The sequence below is a fragment of the Acidimicrobiia bacterium genome (genome assembly GCA_016650365.1).
GTDB lineage: Bacteria > Actinomycetota > Acidimicrobiia > Spongiisociales > JAENVV01 > JAENVV01.
In genome coordinates this window covers 1-22,555 of the sequence record JAENVV010000047.1, presented here as the reverse complement: position 1 = coordinate 22,555, position 22,555 = coordinate 1, and the positions used below count along the sequence as shown (strand labels likewise).

Annotated in this window: 25 protein-coding genes; 7 read left to right on the top strand and 18 right to left on the bottom strand. The window is 60.2% G+C overall.

Annotated elements, in window-relative coordinates:
• Window positions 1-163: 163 nt before the first annotated feature.
• The 3 genes from JJE47_03190 to JJE47_03180 form a co-directional block, all read right to left on the bottom strand.
• Window positions 164-1,528, bottom strand: coding sequence for a substrate-binding domain-containing protein (locus tag JJE47_03190; GenBank protein MBK5266415.1), 1,365 nt, complete (start codon window positions 1,526-1,528; stop codon window positions 164-166).
• Window positions 1,529-1,619: 91 nt separating this feature from the next.
• The gene (locus JJE47_03185) at window positions 1,620-2,672 is read right to left on the bottom strand and encodes an ABC transporter permease (GenBank protein MBK5266414.1); all 1,053 of its coding nucleotides are present in this window, start codon (window positions 2,670-2,672) and stop codon (window positions 1,620-1,622) included.
• Complete coding sequence (locus JJE47_03180; protein MBK5266413.1) at window positions 2,669-4,003, bottom strand: amidohydrolase family protein; 1,335 nt, start codon at window positions 4,001-4,003, stop codon at window positions 2,669-2,671. The genes JJE47_03185 and JJE47_03180 overlap by 4 nt, the downstream gene beginning before the upstream one ends.
• 422 nt (window positions 4,004-4,425) lie before the next feature.
• Here JJE47_03180 and JJE47_03175 point away from each other — a divergent pair, with 422 nt between their 5' ends.
• The 5 genes from JJE47_03175 (at window position 4,426) to JJE47_03155 (ending at window position 8,174) form a co-directional block, all read left to right on the top strand.
• Window positions 4,426-5,055, top strand: coding sequence for a cupin domain-containing protein (locus JJE47_03175; GenBank protein ID MBK5266412.1), 630 nt, complete (start codon window positions 4,426-4,428; stop codon window positions 5,053-5,055).
• 225 nt (window positions 5,056-5,280) lie between these two features.
• Window positions 5,281-5,604, top strand: coding sequence for a hypothetical protein (locus tag JJE47_03170; GenBank protein MBK5266411.1), 324 nt, complete (start codon window positions 5,281-5,283; stop codon window positions 5,602-5,604).
• A gap of 260 nt (window positions 5,605-5,864) precedes the next feature.
• Window positions 5,865-6,902, top strand: a complete 1,038-nt coding sequence (locus JJE47_03165) for a zinc-binding dehydrogenase (GenBank protein ID MBK5266410.1) — start codon at window positions 5,865-5,867, stop codon at window positions 6,900-6,902.
• 206 nt (window positions 6,903-7,108) lie between these two features.
• Window positions 7,109-7,870 (top strand): dienelactone hydrolase family protein, encoded by a 762-nt coding sequence (locus JJE47_03160; protein ID MBK5266409.1) that lies wholly within the window; start codon window positions 7,109-7,111, stop codon window positions 7,868-7,870.
• Between the two features lie 19 nt (window positions 7,871-7,889).
• Window positions 7,890-8,174 carry a hypothetical protein gene (locus JJE47_03155; GenBank protein ID MBK5266408.1) on the top strand — a complete coding sequence of 95 codons (285 nt, stop codon included), beginning with the start codon at window positions 7,890-7,892 and terminating at the stop codon, window positions 8,172-8,174.
• A 53-nt stretch (window positions 8,175-8,227) separates the two neighbouring features.
• On the opposite strand, the gene JJE47_03150 is transcribed toward JJE47_03155, so the two are convergent.
• Window positions 8,228-8,479, bottom strand: coding sequence for a DUF4242 domain-containing protein (locus JJE47_03150; GenBank protein ID MBK5266407.1), 252 nt, complete (start codon window positions 8,477-8,479; stop codon window positions 8,228-8,230).
• A 122-nt stretch (window positions 8,480-8,601) separates the two neighbouring features.
• Here JJE47_03150 and JJE47_03145 point away from each other — a divergent pair, with 122 nt between their 5' ends.
• Window positions 8,602-10,398 (top strand): SARP family transcriptional regulator, encoded by a 1,797-nt coding sequence (locus JJE47_03145; GenBank protein MBK5266406.1) that lies wholly within the window; start codon window positions 8,602-8,604, stop codon window positions 10,396-10,398.
• A gap of 7 nt (window positions 10,399-10,405) precedes the next feature.
• Here JJE47_03145 and JJE47_03140 read toward each other — a convergent pair whose 3' ends face one another.
• The 5 genes from JJE47_03140 to JJE47_03120 all read right to left on the bottom strand — a co-directional run bounded on the left by JJE47_03140 (window position 10,406) and on the right by JJE47_03120 (window position 15,228).
• Window positions 10,406-12,607: an enoyl-CoA hydratase/isomerase family protein gene (locus tag JJE47_03140; protein MBK5266405.1), complete on the bottom strand. Its 2,202-nt coding sequence runs from the start codon at window positions 12,605-12,607 to the stop codon at window positions 10,406-10,408.
• A 14-nt stretch (window positions 12,608-12,621) separates the two neighbouring features.
• Window positions 12,622-13,833 (bottom strand): acetyl-CoA C-acetyltransferase, encoded by a 1,212-nt coding sequence (locus tag JJE47_03135; protein ID MBK5266404.1) that lies wholly within the window; start codon window positions 13,831-13,833, stop codon window positions 12,622-12,624.
• A 23-nt stretch (window positions 13,834-13,856) separates the two neighbouring features.
• Window positions 13,857-14,480 (bottom strand): TetR/AcrR family transcriptional regulator, encoded by a 624-nt coding sequence (locus JJE47_03130; GenBank protein MBK5266403.1) that lies wholly within the window; start codon window positions 14,478-14,480, stop codon window positions 13,857-13,859.
• A 107-nt stretch (window positions 14,481-14,587) separates the two neighbouring features.
• Window positions 14,588-14,953: a VOC family protein gene (locus JJE47_03125; protein MBK5266402.1), complete on the bottom strand. Its 366-nt coding sequence runs from the start codon at window positions 14,951-14,953 to the stop codon at window positions 14,588-14,590.
• Between the two features lie 65 nt (window positions 14,954-15,018).
• Window positions 15,019-15,228, bottom strand: a complete 210-nt coding sequence (locus JJE47_03120; protein MBK5266401.1) for a DUF4287 domain-containing protein — start codon at window positions 15,226-15,228, stop codon at window positions 15,019-15,021.
• Between the two features lie 119 nt (window positions 15,229-15,347).
• Between JJE47_03120 and JJE47_03115 the strand changes: the two genes are divergently transcribed.
• Complete coding sequence (locus tag JJE47_03115; GenBank protein MBK5266400.1) at window positions 15,348-15,659, top strand: hypothetical protein; 312 nt, start codon at window positions 15,348-15,350, stop codon at window positions 15,657-15,659.
• A gap of 64 nt (window positions 15,660-15,723) precedes the next feature.
• Here the strand turns inward: JJE47_03115 and JJE47_03110 are convergent, their stop codons facing one another.
• The 9 genes from JJE47_03110 to JJE47_03070 all read right to left on the bottom strand — a co-directional run.
• Window positions 15,724-16,512: an SDR family oxidoreductase gene (locus tag JJE47_03110; protein MBK5266399.1), complete on the bottom strand. Its 789-nt coding sequence runs from the start codon at window positions 16,510-16,512 to the stop codon at window positions 15,724-15,726.
• A 106-nt stretch (window positions 16,513-16,618) separates the two neighbouring features.
• Complete coding sequence (locus JJE47_03105) at window positions 16,619-16,960, bottom strand: hypothetical protein (protein ID MBK5266398.1); 342 nt, start codon at window positions 16,958-16,960, stop codon at window positions 16,619-16,621.
• A 67-nt stretch (window positions 16,961-17,027) separates the two neighbouring features.
• A complete protein-coding gene (locus JJE47_03100) occupies window positions 17,028-17,612 on the bottom strand; it encodes a hypothetical protein (GenBank protein MBK5266397.1) in 585 nt (194 codons plus the stop codon).
• A gap of 87 nt (window positions 17,613-17,699) precedes the next feature.
• A complete protein-coding gene (locus tag JJE47_03095) occupies window positions 17,700-18,155 on the bottom strand; it encodes an SRPBCC family protein (protein MBK5266396.1) in 456 nt (151 codons plus the stop codon).
• A gap of 27 nt (window positions 18,156-18,182) precedes the next feature.
• Window positions 18,183-19,079 carry an LLM class flavin-dependent oxidoreductase gene (locus JJE47_03090; GenBank protein ID MBK5266395.1) on the bottom strand — a complete coding sequence of 299 codons (897 nt, stop codon included), beginning with the start codon at window positions 19,077-19,079 and terminating at the stop codon, window positions 18,183-18,185.
• Window positions 19,080-19,138: 59 nt separating this feature from the next.
• Window positions 19,139-20,566 (bottom strand): gamma-aminobutyraldehyde dehydrogenase, encoded by a 1,428-nt coding sequence (locus JJE47_03085; protein MBK5266394.1) that lies wholly within the window; start codon window positions 20,564-20,566, stop codon window positions 19,139-19,141.
• A gap of 30 nt (window positions 20,567-20,596) precedes the next feature.
• Window positions 20,597-21,385, bottom strand: a complete 789-nt coding sequence (locus JJE47_03080; GenBank protein MBK5266393.1) for an ABC transporter permease — start codon at window positions 21,383-21,385, stop codon at window positions 20,597-20,599.
• Entirely contained in the window at window positions 21,382-22,308 is a 927-nt protein-coding gene (locus JJE47_03075) for an ABC transporter permease (GenBank protein MBK5266392.1), read from the bottom strand. The genes JJE47_03080 and JJE47_03075 overlap by 4 nt, the downstream gene beginning before the upstream one ends.
• Window positions 22,309-22,356: 48 nt before the next feature.
• A partial coding sequence (locus tag JJE47_03070; GenBank protein MBK5266391.1) for a spermidine/putrescine ABC transporter substrate-binding protein occupies window positions 22,357-22,555 on the bottom strand: 199 nt, incomplete at its 5' end.

The following is a 22,555-nucleotide window of genomic DNA, read 5'->3' as shown; positions in this document are numbered from 1 at the left end:
TTGCCGGAGCCGTTCTCGCCAATGAGAGCGTGAACTTCTCCAGGTCGGCAGTCGAAACTGACATTGCTCAGTGCTCGAACGGCCCCGAACTGCCGGGACACGCCGCTCAACTCGAGGACCAGGGCCTCGTCAGTCGACTCTCCAATGGGGTTGCCGTTGTTCATTAGTTACCGAACATGAGGGCCAGGACCTTGTCCGGCACCAGCGATGTACCCGACACCGCAGGCGTCGCCCGATCCGCCTTACAGTCAGCAGCAGTGACCTGACGCATCACGTGAGGAACGTCGATCTGGGATGGAATCTCGGCACCCTTGAGATACATCATTGCTGCAGTGACAGCCACCCGCGATTGGAAGTTCCCTCCGGCGGAATACCAGATGTTATAGGTCGGTTCATTGCGTTCCACCCAGTCACAGAACAAGGTCTGTTCATCGGTGCGCATTGCGAGCGTCAGATTCTTGACAGGGACCCCCAACTGGTCGTAGGCCTGCAACGCAGTGTTCATCCCATCGGAGTACTCATAGGCGTAACCCTTGATATCGGGGTCAGTGGACAGCCATCCGAGAACAACCTGCAGGGCAATGTCATTCACCCAGTAGGTATCCGCCGGCTCACCGACTTGCGCAATCCCCGCATTGAGGGCCGGGGTCAGGCACTGCTGCCATCCCAGGGAAAGGGCATTGCCAGGTGTCCCACCAAGGACCCCAACTTTCCCTTCCACGACGTTGTCGTTGAGGACCGTTGCCATGCTCTCTCCGAGTGCACATAGGTTTTCTCCGACCACGGTGAGGTAGTCCTGTCCGGGTACGAGGGCTCCATCCTGGCCGGGCAAACCCACCCAACCTGCCGACCACGGGATATACGGGACCCCCGCCGCAGTAGCCGCCTTGATGGCATCTCCGATGGCGACTCCGGCGTCCGGGTAGCCGGTAATGAAGTCGGCACCACGCTGGACCAGGAAGTCGATGTCGTTGGCAGCCACCGAAGTATCAGCGTTCCATAGGGCCTCGGTCGAGACGATGGTGCCGATCTCGGGGTAGGTGAGGGCCTGGAGGATGGCTTCCATGTGCGTAACCCCACGCCAGACATTGAGATGTCCACCACCGTCGGCAAAGCCCATGATGAGGTCTCCACCACTACCGGTGTCGCACTCCGGCGCGTTCCAACACTCGAGGGCTTTGTCGATCGTGGCCTGGTCGAGATCTTGATTCGCCCGAGCGATGGCTGCCAGGATGATGTCATAGGCAGGATCGCCTACCGGAGCGTCGATCGGACCCATGGCCTTCAACACGAGTGCAGGATCAGCAGCAGTGCTCTCGCCAAACTCGGCGAGTGGATTATCGCCAGTGGCAACTGTTGTGTCCGTGCTGCCCACCGTTGTTGTCGTATCGCCCTGGGTTGTTGGCGTGGCGCCAATGGTGGTCGGCGTCGCAGCCGCTTCCGTTGTCGTAGTCCCGGAGTCGCCGGAACAGGCCGCCAGGATCATCGCCAAAATGACGACGAACCCAGCCATTCTTGTTGCTTTCATCTTTTCCTCCATCTGAGTTGCATGGCCAAACTTCCTCATGTCATTTGTTGGTTCGCGTTGTATAAGGGCTCGTTGTGCGAAGACTCTTGCCTCAACCGGACCCGTCGATTGAGCTCTTCATTTTCTGTTTCTCGATGCGGTTTGGTCGTCGCCGCTCGCGGAGTACTTGCTCCACGCCTTTGATGATCCGATCGCCCGAAACCAACATGCCACCGATGATGACCAGGCCGAATACAACGAACTGGAGAGCGGTCGGGAGACCCATAACCCTCATCATCTGATTGAGGCCGGCCAGGAAGAAGGCTGCCGCCCACGTAGACAGCGGGCTGGCCAAGCCACCGGTCAGCGAGGCCCCGCCAATCACAACGGCGGCAATCGGGCCGAGTAGATAGGGCGCCCCGATAGTGACGCCGGGGTTGCGGAGGAGTGCGGCAAATAGAACGCCGGCGATGGCATAGAGTATTGCGGCGACCACATAGGCAGATATCTGATTCAGGTTCACCCTTAGCCCGCTGACCAGAGACGCCACCGGATTGGCTCCGACCACCTGAAATCTCCGGCCTACGGTGGTGTACCGAAACGCGAAGATGAGCAATGCGGTTAGGGCGACCCCTATCCAGAAGGGTCTTGAGATCCCGAGGAAGCGGACAGTCATCCAGTCGGAGAGCGCCGGTGGTATGGAACTCTGGATCGCGAATGTCTTGTGATACCGGTTGACGATCCCGGTTACGACCTGACCTACGGCCAGGGTTACGATCAGGGCGTTGAGCTTCAGTCCACCGATGATGATCCCGTTGACCAGACCGACCAAGGCCGCCAAACCGACTGCTGTCAGGATGGCGATCCAAATGCGCTCATTCGCCTGTTGCCCGACTCCGACCATGATAATGGCACCAAGTGTGAAAGTCCCTGGCACGCTGAGATCAATCCCGCCCGCCATGATCACCAGCATCTGGCCGAGAGCGGTGATGGCGAGGTAGGTCCCAAACAGAGCTATCGCACTAAGCCCGGCGTTGGTCAACGTCGCCGGTGCCCATATCGAGGCCACGACGACCAGAACAATGAGCGCCAAATAGACGGGCATGTACCGGGATGCCACCACGAAAGAGGTGAGGGCCGACGATGGTGCGCGGGTCGTTTTCATTGTGGAGCGTCCTGGCTTACCCCGACGTCGAGGCCTGCGGCCGACGCCACCCGATCCCTGGCTGATATCGCGAGATCCCGAGCCCGATACATATCCCCTTCGAGGGCCCCGTTACGAACCAGGGCCTGGCCGGCGACAAACACCCAATCGATATTGGAGGTATCCATGCCCCATACCACTGCTCCGATCGGGTCGTTTATGGGGTAGATGTTGGGGCGGTCGGTTCGGAGTACCACAACATCGGCCTGCTTGCCCGGTTCGAGCGAACCTGTCACATCTCCGAGGCCCGAAACTCGGGCGCCGTCGATCGTGGCGTGCCGGATGACCTCGCGCGTACTCATGAGGTTGGGAATGCCGGCTTTGCCGGCCAGTTTGAGATCGAAGAGAGTTGCATGCTGAACCGAAATGAGCGCCCGCATCTGGGCGAATATGTCTCCGGGGACAAGCTGCTCGTTGTCGACTCCCAAGCCCGGACGGATGGCGTGGTCGATCAGTCGCTGGATCGGCGGAGATCCGAGGCCCCCGGCCATTTCCGCCGCGGGAGTAAGCGACACTCGGGCGCCCGATGAGACGATTGCTGCCAGGTCTTGGTCATCGAGGTTGGAACAGTGGATCAGCGTGACGTCTTCTCCGAGCATTCCCTTCCCTGACATCGATGCGACAACACCGGCGGCTGACTTCAACCTTCCGGCGTGCACATAAATGCGTATTCCTAGCTCTCTGGCCAATGCCCAGTCGACCTCGTCCCGCTCAAGAGTGGACGGGTCCGATTCGCGCGGTCCGATCGCATACGTTGTCAGTGATTCAGGAGTAGCCGCCCGAGATTCAACCAGGCGTCGAATCGCCCGGGCGTCGTCATCGTGATTATCCGACCATGGGGGTGACGCATGAACGAAGACGGTCCGGAGGCCGGCGTCGGCGTGGGCTTGGAGCACCGCCTCGGTGTAGGCCTCATCGATCTGAATGTCAGACCAGTCGACGACAGTGGTGATTCCTGCCTCGACCGCGCCAAACAAACCAATCAGGGTGGCGGCGTAGGCGTCGTCGGCCTCGTAGTGCGGCCCATACTGAGCTGACGAGTTCGACTCTCCGCCGCTCACGACACCGAAGTTGCGGAACAGCGACTTCCAGACGTGACGGTGCGTATCGATAAATCCGGGCATGACGATTGTTTCCGAAGCATCGACGATCTCGGCGTCTCTGGCCCGGATTCCCGGAGCGACCTCGATCACTCTGTCGTTCTCGATGAGCACGTCTGCTTCGACAAAGTTGGGTGTTCGTGCGCCGAGGGTGAGAACGGTTCCACCCCGAATAAGAGTCTTCCTGGTCACAGGCCGGCGTCCTGATCAAACAAGACTCGGCGCGGGAATGAACCGCCGGCACCGGTTACCCGCGCGAGCGCAAATTTAGTCTGGAGGCTGGCCGCCAAAGCGGAGGTCATCGCTTGGGTTCCAAAACAGCTCCGTATGGCGCGAATGGATGAGGGTTGAGGTCCACGATCAGTGAGACTACACACTTTTTTGAGCCCGGCGCGGTAAAAATTCCATGTCGTTTCGAAGCCTTTTGGCCAGGACCGATGGGGGAAGGGCGAACGGCGCGCCCCGTGCTCGGTGATCGACTACTCCCTCGTTCTGGGTAAAAGTGCTCAGTGACGCTGCACGGAGCCATCCTGGGTGTTTATCCTCGTTTTGAGTCGAATTCCGTCCTGGAAGGAATCCTGCTTTCGGCTGTTGTTCAGGTGAGCGAGGTTCGTATGGAAACTGAGTTGAACGGGAAGCTCGACGGGATTGGCAACCGTCTCCGGGTAGAGCGAAAGAAGGCTGGGATTAGTCAGCGCGAGTTGGCACGAAGGCTTGGGTTGTCACCGAGTTTGATCTCGCAGATTGAGGGTGGTCTTTCCAATCCGTCCGTAGGAACCTTGTATGCGATTGTCACCGAACTTGGTTTGTCGCTCGACCGGATCATCCGAGGTGACCAGTTTGAGCAGTCTGGAACCGCCCCGGCTACCACCTCGATTGAGTCCGTTGTTCGTCCGCACCAACGCAAAGCCATTGACCTCGACTCGGGCGTACGATGGGAAGAGTTGAGCACCACCAACGAAGACGGAGTCGACTTCCTCGAAGCCATCTATGAGGTCGGAGGGGCATCAACGCCGGATACGACGCTCATGAGACACCACGGTCGCGAGTACGGCTACATCGTTTCGGGAACATTGAGTGTCCAGATTGGCTTTGTTCGACATGATCTGGGGCCCGGTGATTCCATCGCCTTTGACTCAACCGAGCCGCATCGACTTTTCAACGACGGTGATGTTCCGGTGCGGGCGATCTGGTTCGTTGCGGGTCGAGGCTCGGACCATCGAAATGATCCTTTGCCGGGGTGAAGGGATCGCGTTGTCATCCAGGCGCTTGCAGCGAGCTTGAACCTATCACCCAGATTCCCGGAGACTCGGGTGGTTCTGTAGGCCACAAGAGCGGACGGCGCCGTGACTCATCCAGAACCGAGGGGTGGGACGATTGGTCCCGAGCGCCGCGGGTGGTCCCGAGGTTGTGCAGCTCCACCCGCCAAGGACGTGCATTCTGCACACAGTGCGCCGGAAGGAGTCACAATGACAACATTGGACGTCAAACCTCTCACGAGTGAGTCCGCTCGCTCCAACCCGTGGAAGATCACCACAGCCATTTTGGCCATTGTTAGCTTGGGGTTGGCTCTCGTCCTGGCGACGACGACCGGGTTCATCGGCGGACAAAGCGACATGGAAACCCTGGCCGCCGATTACAACGCCGCCTGGGCAAGCCTGGATGGGGATGCCGTGGCCGACTCCTTCCCCGCCAACGGCCGGATCCAGTTCATAGATGGCAGTGGAACGTACATCGGACCTGAGGCAATCGCCAACTATGCCAACACCTATCCCGCTGGCTCGGGTGTTTGAAAGCGGTGACCCATTTATCGATGGCGACTTCGTCGTTTCACCGTATCGGTGAGACTTTGGTGGGTACTGGGGAGACGTTGAGGGGATATCGGTTCTGAAGATCGACGGAGACCAGATCCTTGCTCACTACATTTTCATGAAGTAGTCGAACAACGGAGTCGGAATCCAAGTTCGGTCGACTACAAGTTGGCCGACGGGATGGATGGACAAGCAGTCGGCCATACTGAAGGCCGTGGACTATTGACCAAGGAGCCCCACGAATGACTGACACGATGAAAGCTCTTGTCCTGGTCGGCGACGGCTATGCGTCGGTGAGACCTGAGAGCGCTGTGTTGACGGAGATGGCCCGCTTCGTCTCGTTGACAGACGTTCCGATACCTGATCCGATCGATGGGCAGGTGCGGGTCCGGGTAACTCTTGCATCGGTCAATCCGTCAGACGAGATGTTCATCCAGGGTCTCTACGGTCAGCCGCGAATCCAGGGGAATCCGGCCGGTTTTGAAGGCGTTGGCGAGGTGGTCGCCTCTGGTGGTGGCGCGTACGCTGACGGGTTGGTGGGTCAACGTGTGGCGTTTGTGGCAGCTCCGGGAACGCCCGGTACCTGGAGCGAGTACTCCATCGCTGACGCGACGACTTGTATTCCGCTCCTCAAGGCAGTTCGCGACGAAGACGGCGCGGCCATGATCGTGAATCCGCTCACCGCGCTCGCAATGTTCGATATCGTAAAAGAGGATGGTACGAAGGCGTTCATCGTGTCTGCCGGCGCCAGCCAACTCTCCAAGTTGATGATCTCCTCTGCGAACGGCGAGGGCTACCGTCCGATCGCCATTGTCCGCCGTGACAGCCAGATCGAACCCCTCAAAGCCCTGGGTGCGGTGGAGGTATTGAATAGCGAGTCGGGGGATTTCGATGAGCGCTTGAGATCAGTCATGAGGGACGAGAAACCACGGATCTTTCTCGACGCGGTCGCCAACCAGGTCAGCGCCGATGTCTTCGCTGCCATGCCTCGCAAGGCACGCTGGGTCATCTACGGCAAGCTGGATGCCGAACTGCCGACCCTCACCGAGCCCGGACATCTGATCTTCATGATGAAATCGATCGAGGGCTTTTGGCTCAACCGGTGGATGACCGAAAAGCCAATGGCTGACAAGATGGCAGCCATCCAGACTGCTCAGATGCGTTTCGTAAGCGGCGAGTGGCGGACAGATGTGACAGCCATCGTTCCGCTCGATGAGGTCATCGAACGGTTGCCGGAAGAACTGGCCAAGTTGAACGGCAAGGTATTCATCAAGCCCTGACGCCGGTGGTTCGAAAAAGCCGGCTTCGTAGGCTGTCCTGTTAGGCGCCTTCTTGGTCTCGGCCGGCGGTAACGGTGCCGGGGTCAGCCTTGACCAATTCCGAGGATCGGGGCGATGTTCGTCAAGTCATGGCTCGTGTAACGTCGGACTACCAACTCTGGTGGATAGGGTCTGCGTTGAGTCCAGTCGTGACAACGGAGGAAGAGATGTACCAGACAGATCAGTACATGGGAACGGTGGCCGAAACCATGACGATTGGTGGCCACGGCGGGGACCTGATTCATGCATATCTGGCTCGTCCGCTGGGCCCTGGCCCGTTCCCCGGCATTGTGCTAGTGCATCATCTGCCTGGATGGGATGAGTGGTATCGCGAGATGGCTCGCAAGTTCGCCGACCACGGGTTCGCGGTCGTGTCGCCAGACCTGTACTGTCGCGCCGGGCATGGGACTCCCGAGGACGTCGCCGCCCGGGTACGATCAGAGGGAGGGGTCGCCGATGATCAAGTGGTCGGTGATGTCGCCGGGGCACTGGCCTTCCTGCGGTCGCAACCGTATGCCAATGGGAAGGTTGGTGTGATCGGTACCTGCTCTGGTGGCCGCCATGCGGTCCTGGCTGCCAGCCTGATCGAGGACGGATTCGACGCCGTTGCCGATCTGTGGGGCGGAGGGGTCGTGATGGGTCCGGATGATCTGAACGACAAGCGGCCCGTTGCGCCGGTCGACTACACCAAAGATCTTGAGTGTCCACTCCTCGGCTTATTCGGCAACGACGACAGTTCTCCGACCCCCGAACAGGTCGACCAGCACGAAGCTGAACTCAAGAAGCACGCCAAGCAGTATGTGTTTCACCGATATGACGGAGCGGGGCATGGGTTTTTCTACCACAACCGTCCTTCCGCCTACCGGGCCGAGCAGGCGCTCGACGGCTGGCAGAAGGTCTTCGAATTCTTCGAATCGCACCTTGGCTGATCGAGAAGGGACCAGATCTATGTGCACAATGATTGCAGAGCGGATAGAGGTGAAGGGTTCAGCCAAAGAGACGACCAGGTGGTTTCCCATCGACCATGCGTACGTGTCGTTCGATCACCCGTTTGACCTCCAGGTGGAGCATGCCCTCAACATCGATTTCGTGAACGAAGCGATCGGTCCTGGTTCAAGGGTCGCCGTGGAACTGACCGAGCAGGCAGCGCGTGATCTGGTCGACGCCATCCTGTTGGCCCTTGATCGAGCCGAACGATCGGGCGCTACCAAGGCACCCTCGCAACCGGGGTAGCCCTCGAACATTTGTCCGTTGAAGGCTCGCCGCGGTTGTGAGGGTTGGTTGGCTTACTCGAATTCGGTAACGGGATAGATTTCGTCGGCAATGAGTCCGTGGGCTTCGCGATGAACGGTATTGGCTGCCTCGGCGTCAGGTGCCTCGACCAGGCAGAAGATTTTGCCCGCTTGCTCATCAACCCAATACTTCAGGTAGTGGACTCCGTGGGCTTCTTGCGTGGCGAGATCCGCTGCATGGGCCGCGGCTACGTCTTCAGCCGAAACGCCTCCTTCGATGGTATGGACATCCAGGTAGAGTGACATGGGGGGTTCCTATCCGTTCGTGACCTCGACGTTTCGAGGTTCTGGGGGCATTGAACCTCATGGCTGTTTGACGTAGCGTTTGACGACTTCTTTGGGATGTAGGTTTCTTTGTTGGAAACACCATGAGTTTTGCCATCCATCTTTTGGGCCGCCCGTCCATCACCGACGGATCCGAGGAGATTTACCGGTTCCGAAGTCGGAAGAGTTGGGCGCTTCTTGCATACTTGATCTTGACCGAACGGCCCCCATCCCGAAACCAGCTCGCGTCATTGTTGTTTGGGGCTGCCGACGATCCTCTGAGAGCGTTACGTTGGAGTATCGGCGAGATCCGTCGATCGATCGGTGCCGGTGGATCCATCGAAGGCGACCCACTGGTTGTCCGGCTTCCCTTAGATGCTTTGGTAGACGTCAACGTACTCAGGAAGGGAACGTGGGTCGAAGCCGTTCTTCTACCAGGATTTGGCTCGGAACTTCTGGAAGGAGCTACCTTCCAAGATGCAGCCATTTTTGAAACCTGGCTTTTGTCGGAGCAGCGTTACCTGGCTGCGGCCACCGAAGCCAGGTTGCATGAAGCGGCGCTCGGCATGATGTCGATGGGTGACCTGGTTCGTGCTATCGGTTATGCCGTAAGTTTGGTCGGGATGAACGCCCTCGATGAGAATCATCAGGCTTTGCTGTTACGGCTGTACCGGTTGGCCGGTGATGAGCAGGCCGCCAACCGTCAGCTGGCGGCCTGCACCCAATTGTTCGCCGCCGAGTTGGGGGTGACCCCGGGCCCATCCATCCAGGCCGCGATGCGCGTAGCGCTCGTTCAGGACAATGGGCTGACCGATACCGCTTCGGTTGAAGCGACTGTTGAGTACGGAGTGGCCGCCGTGGCCGCCGGGGCCACCGACGCCGGGGTGCATTCCCTTCGATCCGGGGTGGCGCTGGCTGATACCGCCTCTCTTCAGCGGCTTCGAGTTACTTCCCGCCTGGCCCTCGCGGAGGTGCTGATCCATTCGCTTCGCGGCCAGGATGAGGAGGGCGTGGCTGCTTTGCACGTCGCCGATGAGATTGCGGTGACGATTGACGAACCGGGACTAGCGGCCCAGGCTCGCGCAGAGATTGGGTACGTCGATTTCCTGAGGGCTCGTTATGACTGGGCCGAAATGTGGTTGACCGATGCACTTTCTCTTGGCAAGGATTCTTTGTCGATGGTCGCCAAAGCCGAAACGTACCTCGGGTCTGTCGAGAGCGATCGCGGTAATTATCCGGAAGCTTTGGCTCACCTCGACAAAGGTTTGCAAACCGCGCGTGCGGCGGGCGAGATCCTGAGGGAGACCTATGCCTTGTCAATGCTCGGTCGGATTCATCTTCTCCGACGCGATTTCGATGAGGCGTCCAGAAGTCTCGATCTCTCGATCGAGCTATGTGAACGGAGTCGCTGGCTTGCGTTCTTGCCGTGGCCGCAGGCTATGCGGGGGGAGGTCGAATTGGGGCGATCGCGGCCGGCCCTGGCGTCTGAGTTCCTTGACCAAGCCTTCGCAAGAGCCTGTCAGCTTGGTGATCCCTGTTGGGAGGGTATGTCGGCGCGCGGCCTTGCTTTGGCAGCCGAAACCGCCGGGCATGCTGAACGGGCGTTTGAGATCCTCGCCGATGCCCGGATCCGGTGCAATCGTTTCGCCGATCCGTACGTTTGGTTGGACGCGTACATCCTCGACGCTCAATGCGAGATGGGACGTCGTCACGGACACCCCGAAACCGGATCCTGGGTGGCGTCGATGCGCTCGTTGGCTTCGCGAACCGGGATGAAGGAACTGTTGGTTCGGTCGCTGCTCCATTCCGAAGCCCTTGGTGACGAGAGCGCTGGACAAGCTGCTCGTCTACTCGGGTCGGAGATCGATAACCCGGCGCTGGCCGAACTGCTCGCCCCTTAGGTCTGGTTCAACGGGCTCCAACCGGTCGAAATAGTTCTCCGGTTTCGGCTTTTGCCACCAGGGATGCGGGCGCCGTGAATCGGTCGCCATATCGATCGGACAATTCCTTGCAGCGAGCTACGAAGCCGGTTGTTCCATCGGGGTACTGATCGATGTATTGGGCAACCCCACCGGTCCATGGCGGGAACCCGATTCCGAAGATCGACCCGATGTTGGCATCGGCGTATGACGTGATGACGCCTTCGTCGAAGCATCTGACCGTTTCGATCGCCTCTCCGAAGAGCATCCGCTCGGACAGGTCCTTCAGCAGGTCTTCGTCGTCGACCTGCAAGTGGCGGTCGTTCTCGATTCCGAACATCTCGAACAGTCCTGGCCACAGCTTCTGGCGGTGTCCCGACTCGTCATAGTCATAGAAACCAGCGCCGCTGGACCGGCCTTCTCGTCCGGCGGCCAGCATTTGTGTGATGACCGTTTCGGCGGGGTGGGGGACATACTCGACCCCGGCTGCTTCTGCCCCTGCCCGGTTCTGAGCCATGATCTTGGCTGGCAGGGTCAGGGTCAGCTCATCCATAAGCTGTAACGGGGGAGCGGGATACCCCGCCTGGTTGCCGGCTCGTTCGATCATCACCGGGTTTATGCCTTCGGTCAACATGGCCATGGCCTCGTTGACGAAACCGCCGATCACCCGGGATGTGAAGAACCCCCGGGAATCGTTGACCACGATCGGGGTCTTGCCGATCTGGAGGACGACGTCGACAGCTTTGGCAAGGGCGGCGTCCGAAGTCTCCTTGCCGACGATGATCTCGACGAGGGGCATTTTGTCGACCGGTGAGAAGAAGTGAAGCCCGATGAAGTCCTGCGGGCGTGAAACGCCGTTCGCCAGATCGGTGATCGGCAACGTTGACGTGTTTGAACACAGGAGCGCGTCAGCCGCCACGACAGGTTCGGTGTCGGCAAAGACTTGTTTCTTCAGGTCTGGCGATTCGAATACGGCCTCGATTACGAGATCACAGGCTGCCAGGTCATCGTAGGAGTCGGTTGGGGTGATTCGGTTCAAGTGGGCATCGGCTTTGTCCTGGCTGAGCTTGCCCCGTTTGACGGCTTTCGTGACCAGGTTCTCGCTGTAGGCCTTGCCCTTCTCGGCGGCTTCAAGAGAGACGTCTTTGAGCACGACGTCGATCCCTGATCGGGCGCATTGATAGGCGATACCCGCCCCCATCATGCCGGCGCCGAGCACTGCCACCTTGGTGGCAGACCACTGTTCGAAACCATCGGGACGCGAGCTGCCCTTGTTGATCGCCTGGAGGTCGAAGAAGAACGCCTGGGTCATGTTCTTGGCCTGGGGTGAGTGGCACACCAGGTCGACGAAATAGCGAGTTTCGATCTCGAACGCCTGATTGATGTCCACGGTCGCACCTTCGACGGCTGCCGACATGATGTGGTGCGGCGCGTCATAGCGGGCGCCCTTCGTCTGTGCCCTCAATGTCGCTGGAATGGCCGGCAGGTTGGCGGCCAGCATGGGATGGGTTGGGGTCCCACCTGGCATCTTGTACCCGCGGGCGTCCCAGGGCTGAGTCGCTTTGGGGTTCGCGGCAATCCAGGCTTTGCCGGCAGACAGCATGGCTTCGGAGTCCGGGGCGATTTCGTCGACCAGGCCGACGGCTTTGGCATCTGCCACTCGCATCTGCTGGCCCTGGATCAGTACTTTCGTCAGGGCTTCGATGACGCCAAGCAGTCGAACCGTTCTCACAACTCCACCTCCGCCGGGAAGCAGCCCCAGGGTCACCTCGGGAAGGCCGATGCGAGTCGATGGGTTGTCCATCGCTACCCGGTAGTGGCACGCCAGGGCGATCTCGAGTCCGCCGCCGAGTGCCGCTCCATTGATCGCCGCGACCACGGGCATCCCCAGTGTTTCGAGGGTTCGCATGGCTCGCTTCAATTGGTTTGAGAACTCGATGAATGCGGGGGCGTCGTCGGGGGTGGCGGCGATTAGCTCACGGAGATCTCCTCCGGCGAAGAAGGTCGGTTTTGCCGACGTGATGAGCACACCGGAGATGTCGGCCTTGTTCGCTTCGATATGGTCGACGACGGCGATGTAGTCCTCGACGAACTGCCGACGCATCGTGTTGGCCGACTGTTGTGGATCGTCGAGCGTCAAGGTAACGAGGCCGCTTTCGTCCTGGTTGTACTGGATCGTTTCAAGGTTCATGGTCACGGTTCCGTTCAGACTCGCTCGATGATGGTGGCAATACCCATGCCGCCACCAATGCACAATGTGATCAGTGCGGTGTTCAGGTCCCGACGCTCTAGCTCGTCGACCATCGTGCCCAGCAACATGGCCCCGGTGGCTCCCAGCGGGTGTCCCATGGCGATGGCGCCTCCATTGACGTTGGTGATGTCGTGATCGACACCGAGGTCGCGCATCAATTTGAGTGCTACCGAAGCGAACGCTTCGTTGATTTCGACGAGGTCGATATCGCCAACGGTCATACCCGCTTTGGTAAGGGCCTTCCGGCACGCCGGAGCGGGTCCGGTCAACATGATGGTTGGCTCGGCGCCAACCACTCCGACCGAGACGACGCGAGCCCGGGGCAGCATTCCGTATTTCTTGCCTGCTTCCTGGCTGCCGACCAGAACGAGCGCGGCTCCGTCGACGATGCCCGAGGAATTGCCGGCCGTGTGTACATGGTTGATTTCCTCGACCCGCGTGTACTTCTGCAGTGCAACGGCGTCGAAGCCGCCCATTTGACCCATCGCAGAAAACGCCGGCGGCAACTTGGCGAGGTCGTCCATGCTCGTACCAGGGCGCATGTGTTCGTCCCGGTCAAGGACAACTTGACCGGCGATGTCGACGACCGGGACGATCGAACGGTCGAACCGACCGTCGGCCCAAGCCTTGGCAGCCCGGCCTTGCGACTCTACCGCGAATGCGTCGACGTCGTGGCGGGTGAATCCTTCGATCGTGGCAATGAGGTCGGCGCTGATGCCCTGCGGGACGAACGACGTCTCATAGTTGGTGGCCGGGTCCATCGCCCATGGATCTCCCCCCGAGCCGATTGCGACCCGGGACATCGATTCGGACCCGCCAGCCAGGATTACGTCCTCCCAACCCGACCGCACTCGGGCGGCAGCCTGGTTGACGGCTTCCAATCCGGACCCGCAGTACCGGTTTAGTTGGACGCCAGGAACGGTCTCGGAAAACCCTGCAGCGAGAGCGGCCGTGCGGGCCAGCACGCCACCCTGCTCGACGTGGGGCTCAACGGTGCCGAGCACGATGTCGTCGACTGCGGCGGGATCGAGGTGGGGGTTGCGTTCGCGAATCGCATTCAACAAGGTGGTTACGAGGGTGACTGGTTTGGTGGTGTGCAATGCGCCGGTGTTCTTGCCGCGACCGCGTGGGGTGCGAACGGCGTCGTATATGTAGGCGTCAGCCATGAGTAGATCTCCTGATGGTTTGGTTATGAAACGACATGCAAATCCGGGGAGGTGGGTGGAAGGGGAGGGAGGTCGGTTTCGGCCAGACCGCGTGCCTCACTCGGATCGATTCCGAAGCTACGCAGGACAAGTTCTGCGGCACCCGAGCCCGCTTCTCGCCAAGTCTGATGCCCTTCGAGCACCATCCACATTGCCGTGAGAGTGGTTCCGGCGATCATGGCCATGGCACCCGGCAGCAGCTCCTCCCGGAGGTCATAGCGGTGCCGGTCGACGCCTTTGGTGACGGCCCGCATGGGCGTCCCGTTGAGGAGGTCGCGCAACGAGTCGTTGTTGATCCCGAAGCGGTATACGAACCAACCCCACTGCGGTTCTTCATGGGCGCGCCGCACGAAGAACCGGATGTCGTTGGCGAGGCGGTGGGCTGGATCCGAATTCTGATCGCAGGCGGTGACTCGTTCATGCATCTCGGCAGCAAGTTGGGCGGCGACTTGCTCGAAGAGGTACTCAGGGGCTTCGATATTGTTATATATCGTCCCGCGAGCCACTCCGGCGGCCTGGGCCAGATCGCTAACCGAAACCCGCTGGTTTCCTTGCTCGGCGAACAGGCGGATAGCGGCCTCATGAATCCGGCGTTGCGCTTGATTCATGGGTAAGCGAGGGTTGCGAGAAGCATCACAGCGATTGTACACGACTGTTCAAACGTGAGCAAAGTTGATCGAACCGACCAGCCCGTCTGGGAATACGGTGTTCGAACCTAGAAAAGGCAGAACGGGTGGCCGGCCGGGTCCAGCATGACTCGCACGTCTTCCTGTGGTTGATACTCGGCGAGCACTGCGCCCGCATCGAGTGCCCAGCTGACAGCTGCGGCCGGATCGTCAGCCGAAAGGTCGAGATGGACCATCATCTGCTGATCGCCGGGTCCGTTTGGCCACACGGGCCGCACGTAGTCGGTTTCGGTCTGAAACGACAAGCCGGTTCCCCCACCGGGTGGCTTCAACATCACCCAGTTGGGCTCCTCAACCTTGACACCCCAGCCGAGCAGTTGTTGGTAGAAGGATGCCAATGCCCCGGCATCGGGAGCGCCGAGTACGGTTGCGGCAATGGTCAGTTTCGGTGGCATGGCCTACCCTTCGGGTTCGGGTGGACGTCAGGCGGGGGGTTTGTGCCCGCCAGAAGACTGAGTGTTCATTGGCTGTGATCGCGATGCGCTTCCGCGACCAAGCGGGCGTGAAAGGTTCCGAGGCCATGCTGTCGTTTGAGCCAATCGACGATGGTCCCAAAGGCCGTCAAGCCACTTTCTTCGATGACTTCGATCCAGTCATCGAGCGATTGGCCGGTCTGCCGCTCCACGTTGTCGGCCACAGAGGCTCGTTTCCGGTCGTGACGTTCTGGCATTGCATCCTCCTGTTGGTCCAACGCTAGCTCGTGCACTTGATAATCATCCAGAATCCGCCCAGCTCCGCATTTATCACTAAAAGGGGTTCACAGGGAACCTCAGGAGAAGGGAAGAACACATGAAACATCGTTTGAGCTCACTCGTTCTGATTGCCGCCATGGCCGTTGGTATCACCGCCGCGCCAGCACTGGCCGCTCCACGGACTCCAGACACCGATTGTCTGCGCGCCGGACAGGCGACCCTCCGTTCACTCGGGGCTTTCAAGGCCGCTGCCAAAGGGCAGGTCAATTACGCGGCGTTTGACATCAACTCGGGCAACATCTACGAAGGTCTCATTCGTGTCGATCTTGGTGATGAGGCCTACCTGCCTATCAATAAGGTCTTCCAACTCCACCTCGACAGCCCTGAGCTGTTCGCTTGGTGCGACTGATCTATCCGTATCTGAAATGCGAAAGACGCCTCCTTCGGGAGGCCTCTTTCGCGTCGGTCTTTGGCTAGGAGCGTTCCTCTGCGATGGAGTTGCCGCCATCGACGATGAGACACTGGCCCGTGATGTAGCTCGCGCCAGGCGTGGCTAGCCAGGCGACTGCGCTGGCCACCTCGTCTGGCGATGCACTGCGGCCTATTGGCGTTGCCAGGCCCTCGTCCCGTTCGTTGGGAGTCTGGGAGCCGGTCTCGATCCAACCGGGAGCCACCACATTGGCGGTTATGCCGTGGCCGGCGTGATCGACGGCAAGTGATCTAGTCAGCCCGACGATGGCTGCCTTGGAAGCTGCGTAGGCAGGGTCTTGTCGCATGGCCATGACCGGCCCGGTAACGCTGCCGACCGAGATGATCCGACCCCATCCCGCCTGCCGCATGTGGGGTATGACCGCCCGGGACATAAGGAAGGCCGTATCGAGATTTCGTTCGATCGAGGCCCGCCACTGTGAATAGGGGAGGCCTGCCACGTCCCCCGCTTCTTCGTCTCCAGGCTGGCTGACGCTCGTCATGCCGGCGTTGTTTACGAGAATGTCCAATGAACCGAGAGCAGATAATGACTGATCGGTGATCCGTTGGACGGTCTGTTCGTCCGTCAGATCACCAAAGGTACCGAACGCCTCATATCCCTGACTTCGTAGTTCAGATACCCGCTGGTGGATTCGGTCGGTTGTCGAGGTCACTGCCACGCGGGCTCCGAGGGCAGCCAGCATTCGGGCGGAAGCAAATCCAATGCCGGTTGGGCTGCCGGCCCCGGTGATGAGCGCCGTTCGGCCTTCGAGCGAAAAGAGAGGTGGGGTCATGGTCGGAAGGCTATCACCGTCGACTGCCCGCCCAGACGAGTGTGCATCCAACCGGGATAGTCCATATCGTATGCACACTCGATCAACGAATGGGCGGCGGTCGGATTTAGTGGCCGAGCCCGAGGGATGCGTTGAGACGAAGTTGGGACTCGGTGAGTCCGCCCAGGATCGTGACGTACAAAGGCATGCGGTTCGGGGCACAACAACCAACTTGGAGACGTCCCACCTGGGCGCCGGCATCTTCAAGTTCGGCAATGGCCCGACTCGCCAGGGTTGGATCGGCGGCGGTCTGCTCGACGAGGCTTCGGGCGCTGGCGAGCGTGGCGGCCAAGGTTGCCATCTGAGGGTTTCGCCCCGGATCGCAACAGGTTTTGTCGAGCTTGACGAGCGCGGCGTCGCACGCATCAAGCGCCCCGGTGGCGGACTTCGGTTTTGGCGCAGGACTCATTCAGGACAGGCTACTGGCTGGTTGACACCGGTCGGCCCACCGTCCATGCCGACAAGCGACTCGCTGGTCAGCGGGTATTGAACCACCGTCCAACCCCGATAGAGCCAAGCGCGCTGGTTGTCAACATTACGGCTGCTCCAATATTGCCGGCCACCGGGTAATCGCCATACGAGTTGATTGAGCCAACCTTGAGCAGGTCGAGAAGAAAGAAGATCGCGATGCCGGTCAGCATCCCAAACCCGAATGAGATGGTCGCCCAGCGAGGAGCCTGACCCTGACGGATGAGTGCGAGACTGAATATGAGCATCCCGATCCCGAGGAGGCCGCCCCAGATTGGGAACGCCCACGCCACGACGCCAAAGGCGGTGCCAAGCCCGGCGAGGATCAGGCCGACCATTCCGGCCCTACCCATAACGAGGTCTCTTCGGAGGCCGGCCAAACCTGCGACGGTCAGCAACCCTGCGGTCACGATGGCGACCGTCATGATGCCCCAGAGGGTCTCCTCCGTCCCGTCGAACGTACCCGACGTGGCTTCCAGGACGTCCGCAGCGATTGCCAAGCCCAGGGCAGCCAGCCACAGCACGCCGGCGGCAATGATGGTCGTTCCAGACCTGCGCACGATCGCAGGCATTTGTTCGGTTTGCGTCGCCATACGAGTTACCTCCTTGTGGGGCGCACGGTGCAGCCCCTCTTGAGTACAGACGAAACAATCCGGTGTTCGGGTGACACCGAGGTGCCGTTAGGCAGGCTCGGGGGCTTCGGGGTGGGCGGCCACATAGTCGAGAGCGCCGTTGACCGCCCGGTTCGCCTGCCGTTCGAATAGAGCGTTAAGTAGAGGATGGAAGGGGCGCATCCAGGGAGGCGTCCGGGTCTGATTATGGAAGGTGATTTGAGTTCCTAATCGGGATGGTCGAAAGTTCAACGTGTCTACTGACCAGAACGGGCCGATCGAGCCCTCATAGCGGACCGTCCGACCGGGCTCGACTGCCACCAGCGTGGACCTCGCCGTCATGTTCACCAGACCGTTGGCCACGGTTGATTCATACCTCGACCCGAGCTCCCAGCGATCCCCCTGGGTCCGGCGCGAACTGGATACGCTCGGGTTCCACCGGTCAAGGTCGTTCATGTCGCCGAGTAGTTCGAACACCACATGAGGTGCCCCACGAACCTCGATCTGTTGGGAGAATCCGATCATCTCGTCATCGTACGTCAGCCTCGTGATCTACGCCGCGTGGACCAGTTGGACGACTTTGGCCATCGCCTCGACAGCCTCGATGGTTTTCGGGTAGACGTCGCAGCGCACTTCATCAAAGCCGAGGTCCCCGAAACTAAGCAGGGTTTCGGCAATATGCTCCGGTGGACCGCTAATGACCTCGGCCGAACCGGAGACGTTCATGGCGTCGACGGAGTACACGTCGAGTGTCCGGAACAGCGACGCGGGATCGCGGCCGACCTCTTGGCAGGCGATCTCAAGCTCATCGACAATGGGCCCGAGCGTGGCAGCAGCACTCCCATGATCGCCCGTCCACCAGTTCCAACCATCGGCGTATCTGGCCACGAGTCGGAGCATTTTGGGAGCTCCGCCGGCGATGACGATGGGAGGCCCTCCAGAACGAGGACCCCGTAACACGAGTTCAGATCGACGAGCGGAGTGGAACTGGCCGTCGTAGTCGATTGCGCCGTTCTTGAGCAGACCGTGAATGATCGCGATCGCCTCAGCGAAACGGGAATAGCGCCTGTCGGTTGGAAAGCCGAACGCCTCGTAATCGGAGTCGTCGGTATTGCCGGCTCCCAGTCCGAAGATATAGCGACCGCCGGATATTTCGTCGATGGTCTCGGCCATCTTGGCTGTCAGGGCAGGGGACCGGTAAGGGGCATTGACGACCGACTGACCGATCTCGATCGTGCTGGTCGTGGCCGCCAGGGCGGCCGCGATCGAGAACGATTCCCAGCCCCCCTCGGTGACTGAATCTCGATACAACAGGGCATCCTCGAACACAAAAGTGTCGAACCCACAGAACTCAGCGACTCTGGCACGCTCGCTAATCGATGCCCAGGTGGGTGTAGGTCGGGGCGTATCAGGCGCACCGTGCAACTGATTGATAAGTCCAATTCTCATACGTCTCCAGGCAGCGCTTTCGAGACTAGTCAGACTCCCCGGTTCGTCCCGATGCGCTGTCAGCTGTCGAGGTTGGCCATAACGTGCTTGATTCGGGTGTAGTCCTCGAACGAATACGAGGACAAATCCTTGCCATACCCGGATCGTTTGTATCCGCCATGGGGCATCTCAGCGACCAGCGGAATGTGCGTGTTGATCCACACGCATCCGAAGTCGAGGCGTTTGGCCATTCGCATTGCCCGTCCGAAGTTGGTCGTCCAGACGCTCGATGCCAGGCCATATTCGACTCCGTTGGCCCAGGCAACTGCCTCGTCCTCGTCTGAGAAGCGTTGAACGGTGATGACAGGACCGAAGATTTCGTTTTGGATCATCTCGTCGTCCTGACGCAGATCGGCGATGACCGTGGGGTGATAGAAGTAGCCGTTGCCACCCAGACCAGATCCTCCTGCCACAACCCGGGCGTGGTCCGGAGTTCGGTCCACAAATCCAGTGACGCTGGCGAATTGGTTGGCGTTATTCACGGGCCCGTAGGCGGCGTCCTCGTCGTCGGGTCCGCCGGTCTTGGTCGCCGCGGCCTGATCGGCCAGGGCGGCAATGAGCTCATCGTAGATTCCGGGACTCGCCAAGACTCTCGTGGCCGCCGTGCAGTCCTGGCCGGCGTTGAAATATCCGGCTCCGGCGATTCCCTCGGCCGTGGCTTCGAGGTCGGCATCGTCGAAGACCACCACCGGGGCTTTGCCGCCCAATTCCAGATGGACTCTCTTGAGAGAATGTGACGCCGCCTCGGCAACGTCCATGCCCGCCCGGACCGAACCTGTCACCGAGACCATGGCCGGAATGTCGTGGACGACCATCGCCCGTCCCGTGTCGCGATCACCGCAGACGACGTTCAACACGCCATCAGGCAGAAACTCTGCGGCGATCTCTGCCAACAGTGTCGTTGAGGCCGGGGTGGTATCGCTCGGTTTGAGAACGACGGCGTTGCCGGCCGCGATGGCCGGAGCGAACTTCCAGACAGCCATCATCATCGGGTAGTTCCATGGCGCAACTTGAGCGCAGACGCCGATCGGTTCCCGGCGAACGAATGAGGTCATTCTGCTCATGTATTCACCGGCCGCCTTGCCCTCCAGATGACGGGCGGCGCCGGCAAAGAAGCGGATCTGATCGACCATCGGCGGGATCTCCTCGGCCATCGTCATTGCCCGGGGCTTGCCGGTGTTGTCAACTTCGAGGGCGACCAACTCGTCGGCTCTCGCTTCGACGGCGTCGGCGATACGAAGCAGTGCGAGAGACCGATCGGAAGGGGTGGCTTCCCGCCACCCCTCGAAGGCTAACTGGGCGGCGCGCATGGCGCGGTCGATGTCAGCTGGACCCGACAGAGGTGCGGTTGCGTACTGGCTGCCAGTGGCAGGATTGATAACCGCCGAGGTGCGACCATCAGCGGCCTCGACATAGGCACCGTTGACGAAATTCATGAACGTTTGCATGCTGTTCTCCTCAGGTTTGCTTGTCGATGGTCACTGGTTCTCGGTCCGTGCGGCGAACCGTTGGGACAGGATGATCGGGACGAAGGTAATGGCGATCACCAACAACGCAACAACGTTGGTCACGGGGCGGTTGCGTGGCCGCACGAGTGAAGAAAAGATCCAGATGGGGAGGGTCTGCTGGTTCCCAGCCGTGAATGTCGTCACGATAATTTCGTCGAAACTCAGCGCAAACGCCAGCATTCCGCCGGTGATGATTGCTGAACCGAGCTGGGGCATCAGCACATAGCGAAACGTCTGCCATCCGCTGGCACCCAGGTCCGCTGATGCCTCGAGCAGATTCGGGTTGAGGCGTCGCATTCGGGCGATGACGTTGTTGTAGGCCACCGCCACGCAGAACGTGGCGTGGCCGATGACCAGCGTCCAGAAAGAGAAACTGACTCCGGTAATGCTGATCGCCGAACGCAGTGCAATCCCGGTAATGATTCCCGGTAGGGCAATCGGAAGCACGATGAATAGGGACAACGTATCTCTTCCAAAAAACTTTGTGCGCCAGACAACACCTGCTGCCAAGGTGCCGAGAATGAGTGCGGTTGTGGTGGCGACCGCGGCCACCATGAGGGATAGGCCGAGCGCTTGACGGATATCCTCGTTCTGGGCAGCTACGCCAAACCATCTCATGGTCAGGCCCGGAGGTGGGAACGTGAATGCGGCGTCTTCAGTGGTGAACGCGTACAGAAAGACGAAGAGAATCGGTATATGAAGGTACATCAGCCCGGCCGTAGCCAGTACCGTCAATGACCGGGGAGCTCGGGCCTTCATAATGCCTCGAATGCGCCGAGCTTACGGGCGCCCGTCAGATACAAGCCCATAACCACAACCGGGATAATCGCCAGAGCAGCGGCCAGGGGCAGGTTTCCGGCCACCCCCTGCTGGCTGTAGATCGCCAGACCAATGAACGGGCTTGAGTTCCCGATGATGGTCGGGATGATGTAGTCGCCCAGGGTGAGTGAAAAGGTAAAGATCGAACCGGCTGCTACCCCGGGAAGGATCAGCGGCCATGTGATCCTGCGAAAGGTGGTAGCCGGCGAAGCACCCAGGTCTGCGGAGGCCTCCAGCAGCGACTCGGGTAGCCGCTCGACGGCTGCCTGCATGGGCAGGACCATGTAGGGCAACCAGATGTACGTGAAGACCAGGAATTGCCCGAGCGACGACGTCGACAATGACGGTCCACCGATGAGCGGGAGGCCGAGGATCCAGTTGAGCACCGAACTGGCGCCCAAGACATTGAAGAACCAGGCGGCGACCCCCTCACTCGCCAGCAGCAGTTTCCAGGCGTACACCCGCACCAGATATGACGACCAGAGCGGGATGAGCACCGCCAGTACCAGAGCGGTTTTGGCCTTGCCTGATGTGAATCGGGCGATGCGGTAGGCGAGCGGAAATCCAATGAGTATCGAAGCGATGGTTACCGCAGTGGCCATCCCAATCGTGCGACCGGCGACAGCCATATTGGCGTCGGTGAACACTTGCCGCCATGTCTCAAGGGTGGGAGAGCGATCGATGGTGCCAGAGAATGAGTCGATTTGGAAAAAGCTGTTCAGCAACAGCGACCCGAGGCTCCCGCCGTAAACGACCACGAGCCATCCCACCGGCAACGCCAGTAACAACGCCAAGCGCAGTCGGCGTCTGGTGTAGAGGTAGGTGCTGAGGCGTCGGATCAACGAAAATTCCCTGAATGGTATGAAGGGGTGGGGAAGGCCGAAGCCCTCCCCACCCGAACCCGATTTTGTCTAGCGCCCGCCGATCACGGCCAGATAGTCGGTAACCCAGCGGCGATATGGCACGCAGTCGGTGCCAGTTCCGTTGCAGTCCTCGGTGGGGGTCTTCCAGAACGAGATCTGATCGAAGTTCTCGATTCCGTTGGTCTTGCAACCGTCTGCTCCCAGCAGGTCGTTGCCGTCACACGCCGACGGCACCGACGGCACCGAC

What these genes read in the sequence shown, in the direction of transcription:
- JJE47_03160 (MBK5266409.1), top strand. Translation starts at nt 7,109, where the DNA reads ATGTACCAGACAGATCAGTACATGGGAACGGTGGCCGAAACCATGACG.
- JJE47_03130 (MBK5266403.1), bottom strand. Translation starts at nt 14,480, where the DNA reads ATGAATCAAGCGCAACGCCGGATTCATGAGGCCGCTATCCGCCTGTTC.
- JJE47_03090 (MBK5266395.1), bottom strand. Translation starts at nt 19,079, where the DNA reads ATGAGAATTGGACTTATCAATCAGTTGCACGGTGCGCCTGATACGCCC.
- JJE47_03150 (MBK5266407.1), bottom strand. Translation starts at nt 8,479, where the DNA reads ATGTCACTCTACCTGGATGTCCATACCATCGAAGGAGGCGTTTCGGCT.
- JJE47_03135 (MBK5266404.1), bottom strand. Translation starts at nt 13,833, where the DNA reads ATGGCTGACGCCTACATATACGACGCCGTTCGCACCCCACGCGGTCGC.
- JJE47_03155 (MBK5266408.1), top strand. Translation starts at nt 7,890, where the DNA reads ATGTGCACAATGATTGCAGAGCGGATAGAGGTGAAGGGTTCAGCCAAA.
- JJE47_03145 (MBK5266406.1), top strand. Translation starts at nt 8,602, where the DNA reads ATGAGTTTTGCCATCCATCTTTTGGGCCGCCCGTCCATCACCGACGGA.
- JJE47_03100 (MBK5266397.1), bottom strand. Translation starts at nt 17,612, where the DNA reads ATGGCGACGCAAACCGAACAAATGCCTGCGATCGTGCGCAGGTCTGGA.
- JJE47_03185 (MBK5266414.1), bottom strand. Translation starts at nt 2,672, where the DNA reads ATGAAAACGACCCGCGCACCATCGTCGGCCCTCACCTCTTTCGTGGTG.
- JJE47_03110 (MBK5266399.1), bottom strand. Translation starts at nt 16,512, where the DNA reads ATGACCCCACCTCTCTTTTCGCTCGAAGGCCGAACGGCGCTCATCACC.
- JJE47_03170 (MBK5266411.1), top strand. Translation starts at nt 5,281, where the DNA reads ATGACAACATTGGACGTCAAACCTCTCACGAGTGAGTCCGCTCGCTCC.
- JJE47_03080 (MBK5266393.1), bottom strand. Translation starts at nt 21,385, where the DNA reads ATGAAGGCCCGAGCTCCCCGGTCATTGACGGTACTGGCTACGGCCGGG.
- JJE47_03125 (MBK5266402.1), bottom strand. Translation starts at nt 14,953, where the DNA reads ATGCCACCGAAACTGACCATTGCCGCAACCGTACTCGGCGCTCCCGAT.
- JJE47_03095 (MBK5266396.1), bottom strand. Translation starts at nt 18,155, where the DNA reads ATGATCGGATTCTCCCAACAGATCGAGGTTCGTGGGGCACCTCATGTG.
- JJE47_03120 (MBK5266401.1), bottom strand. Translation starts at nt 15,228, where the DNA reads ATGCCAGAACGTCACGACCGGAAACGAGCCTCTGTGGCCGACAACGTG.
- JJE47_03190 (MBK5266415.1), bottom strand. Translation starts at nt 1,528, where the DNA reads ATGAAAGCAACAAGAATGGCTGGGTTCGTCGTCATTTTGGCGATGATC.
- JJE47_03140 (MBK5266405.1), bottom strand. Translation starts at nt 12,607, where the DNA reads ATGAACCTTGAAACGATCCAGTACAACCAGGACGAAAGCGGCCTCGTT.
- JJE47_03175 (MBK5266412.1), top strand. Translation starts at nt 4,426, where the DNA reads ATGGAAACTGAGTTGAACGGGAAGCTCGACGGGATTGGCAACCGTCTC.
- JJE47_03115 (MBK5266400.1), top strand. Translation starts at nt 15,348, where the DNA reads ATGAAACATCGTTTGAGCTCACTCGTTCTGATTGCCGCCATGGCCGTT.
- JJE47_03085 (MBK5266394.1), bottom strand. Translation starts at nt 20,566, where the DNA reads ATGCAAACGTTCATGAATTTCGTCAACGGTGCCTATGTCGAGGCCGCT.
- JJE47_03105 (MBK5266398.1), bottom strand. Translation starts at nt 16,960, where the DNA reads ATGAGTCCTGCGCCAAAACCGAAGTCCGCCACCGGGGCGCTTGATGCG.
- JJE47_03165 (MBK5266410.1), top strand. Translation starts at nt 5,865, where the DNA reads ATGACTGACACGATGAAAGCTCTTGTCCTGGTCGGCGACGGCTATGCG.